The following is a 2,766-nucleotide window of genomic DNA, read 5'->3' as shown; positions in this document are numbered from 1 at the left end:
ATNNTNNTGAGCACCCCTTCTTGCGAACGTACGGGGTCATTTTGCAGAGTTCCTTAACAATGGTTATCTCGCTCGCCTTAGAATACTCATCTTGGGGACGTGTGTCCGTTCTCGGTACGGGTTCCAACTAGATTAATGTTAGAAGCTTTTCTTGGAAGCATGAAATCATACAATTCGGTAATCGCCGAAGCTTTCCCTATGCGTCATAGCTCAATGTTAAGCCAAGCGGATTTGCCTACTTGACCATCTTACTATTTACCCCACAATCCATTAAGTGGTAGTACTATCCTTCTCCGTCACTCCATCACTCTAGCGGAAGTACAGGAATATCAACCTGTTGTCCATCGACTACGCCTTTCGGCCTCGCCTTAGGTCCCGACTAACCCTGGGTGGACGAACCTTGCCCAGGAAACCTTCCCCAATAGGCGTGAAGGATTCTCACCTTCAATCGTTACTCATTCCGGCATTCTCACTTCTTGCCGCTCCACCAGTCCTCACGGTCTGGCTTCAGTGCTGACAAGAACGCTCTCCTACCACTCCCATAAATGGAAGTCCGTAGCTTCGGTATTGTGTTTAGTCCCGTTACATTATTGGCGCAGGGTCTCTCGACTAGTGAGCTGTTACGCACTCTTTAAATGATGGCTGCTTCTAAGCCAACATACTAGCTGTTTGTGAAACCCCACAACCTTTCTCACTTAACACAATTTAGGGACCTTAGCTGACGATCTGGGTTGTTTCCCTCGCGAGCATGGACGTTATCACCCATGTTCTGACTGCTGTGTAATACATGATGGCATTCGGAGTTTAATTGTAGTCAGTACCGCTAGACGCGGCCATTCCACATTCAGTGCTCTACCTCCACCACTTAACACACAACGCTAGCCGTAAAGCTATTTCGAAGAGAACCAGCTATATCCAGGTTCGATTGGAATTTCACCGCTATCCACAAGTCATCCGAGCACTTTTTAGCGTACCCCGGTTCGGGCCTCCGGTTAGTTTTACCTAACGTTCACCCTGCTCATGGATAGATCACCTGGTTTCGGGTCTATGTCTACGTACTAGTCGCCCTATTAAGACTCGATTTCTCTACGGCTCCGCTTTTTTCCACTTAACCTTGCACGCAAACATAACTCGCCGGACCATACTGCAAAATGTACGCCATCACCCATTAACGGGCTCTGACTACTTGTAAGTAAGCGGTTTCAGAATCTATTTCACTCCCCTCTCGGGGTTCTTTTCACCTTTCCCTCACGGTACTTGTTCACTATCGGTGTCTGGTTAGTATTTAGGCTTACCGGGTGGTCCCGGCGGATTCAGACAGGGTTTCACGTGCCCCGCCCTACTCAGGATACAGTTAAGAGTCTCATGCATTTCGATTACGGGGCTATCACCCTCTATGGCTTACCTTTCCAGGTAATTCTTCTATGCATAAGTTTTGTAACTCATAAAAACTGTCCTACAACCCCGACTAAAAGTCGGTTTGGCCTCCTCCGCGTTCGCTCGCCGCTACTTACGGAATCATTATTTATTTTCTTTTCCTGCTGCTACTAAGATGTTTCAGTTCACAGCGTGTATCTCTGACCAACCTATGTATTCAGTTGGTAGTAACTAGAGATTAATCTAGCTGGGTTTCCCCATTCGGAAATCATTGTTTCATAGCGTATATCCAGCTCCACAATGCTTATCGCAGGTAATCACGTCCTTCTTCGACTTCCAGACCCAAGGCATTCACCACTCACTCTTACTTATTTAATAAGTTTTAGTAACGTCCAACAATTAAGTTGGACCTATTTTTGATTTATATCTTAAGGTTATCTATTTGATTTTATTTATCATTGACGAAAATTTAAAATACGAATATTTTAATTTTTATCTTGAGATCGTACTCATATATATAAATACATATGAATACTGTTGTTGTTTTATTGGTTTGTTACACTCATTATTAGCATTTAAAAAATACCAATAATGGTGTGACTCGATGTAAGCTGTTAAAAATCTAATGATATTTAACGTTGTTACATACTTTTATGTCTGCTATTCAGTTTTCAAAGAACTATCATAGAGAGATAAAACTCTCAAAACTAGACACAAGATTGGCATTGGTCAAAATGCCCCATAAATCCGCCTATCATTCAGCATACGAATTACTCGTTGCTTTTGGGAAAGATAGGATTTTTGCTTAACCATATATTGTAATAAATTACTACATTATTAAGACTTGTACTGACCTTTAAGTTGATGTACTCCATAGAAAGGAGGTGATCCATCCCCACGTTCTCGTAGGGATACCTTGTTACGACTTCACCCCAGTCACCGGTCCTGCCTTAGACAGTCATCTCCGAAGTTAATAAACCAGCTTCGGGCATTACCAGCTCCCGTGGTGTGACGGGCGGTGTGTACAAGACCCGAGAACGTATTCACCGTAGTATAGCTGACCTACGATTACTAGCGATTCCAACTTCACGAAGTCGAGTTGCAGACTTCGATCCGAACTGAGAGAGATTTTTGTGATTTGCTCCATGTCACCATATTGCGTCATTCTGTATCTCCCATTGTAGCACGTGTGTTGCCCCACTCGTAAGAGGCATGATGATTTGACGTCGTCCCCACCTTCCTCCTGGTTACCCAGGCAGTCTCCCTAGAGTCCCCAACATTACTTGCTGGTAACTAAGGACAGGGGTTGCGCTCGTTGCCGGACTTAACCGAACATCTCACGACACGAGCTGACGACAACCATGCACCATCTGTCATTCCGTTAACCTC

Annotated in this window: 2 rRNA genes (1 of these 2 only partly in view); both read right to left on the bottom strand. The window is 44.4% G+C overall.

The features are described from left to right. Nucleotides 1–1,755, bottom strand: a 23S ribosomal RNA gene (locus tag ACOMC1_RS04140); it reaches 1,235 nt to the left of the window's first position. 499 nt (nt 1,756–2,254) lie between these two features. Next, nucleotides 2,255–2,766: ribosomal RNA gene (locus ACOMC1_RS04135) — 16S ribosomal RNA — on the bottom strand; the annotation flags it as partial.

This window comes from Mycoplasma todarodis, assembly GCF_965212735.1.
In the GTDB taxonomy this organism is placed as follows: Bacteria; Bacillota_I; Bacilli_A; order Mycoplasmatales; family Metamycoplasmataceae; genus Mycoplasma_K; species Mycoplasma_K todarodis_A.
Note: the sequence above shows the minus strand (reverse complement) of the source record. Positions and strands in the feature narration are given on the sequence as shown.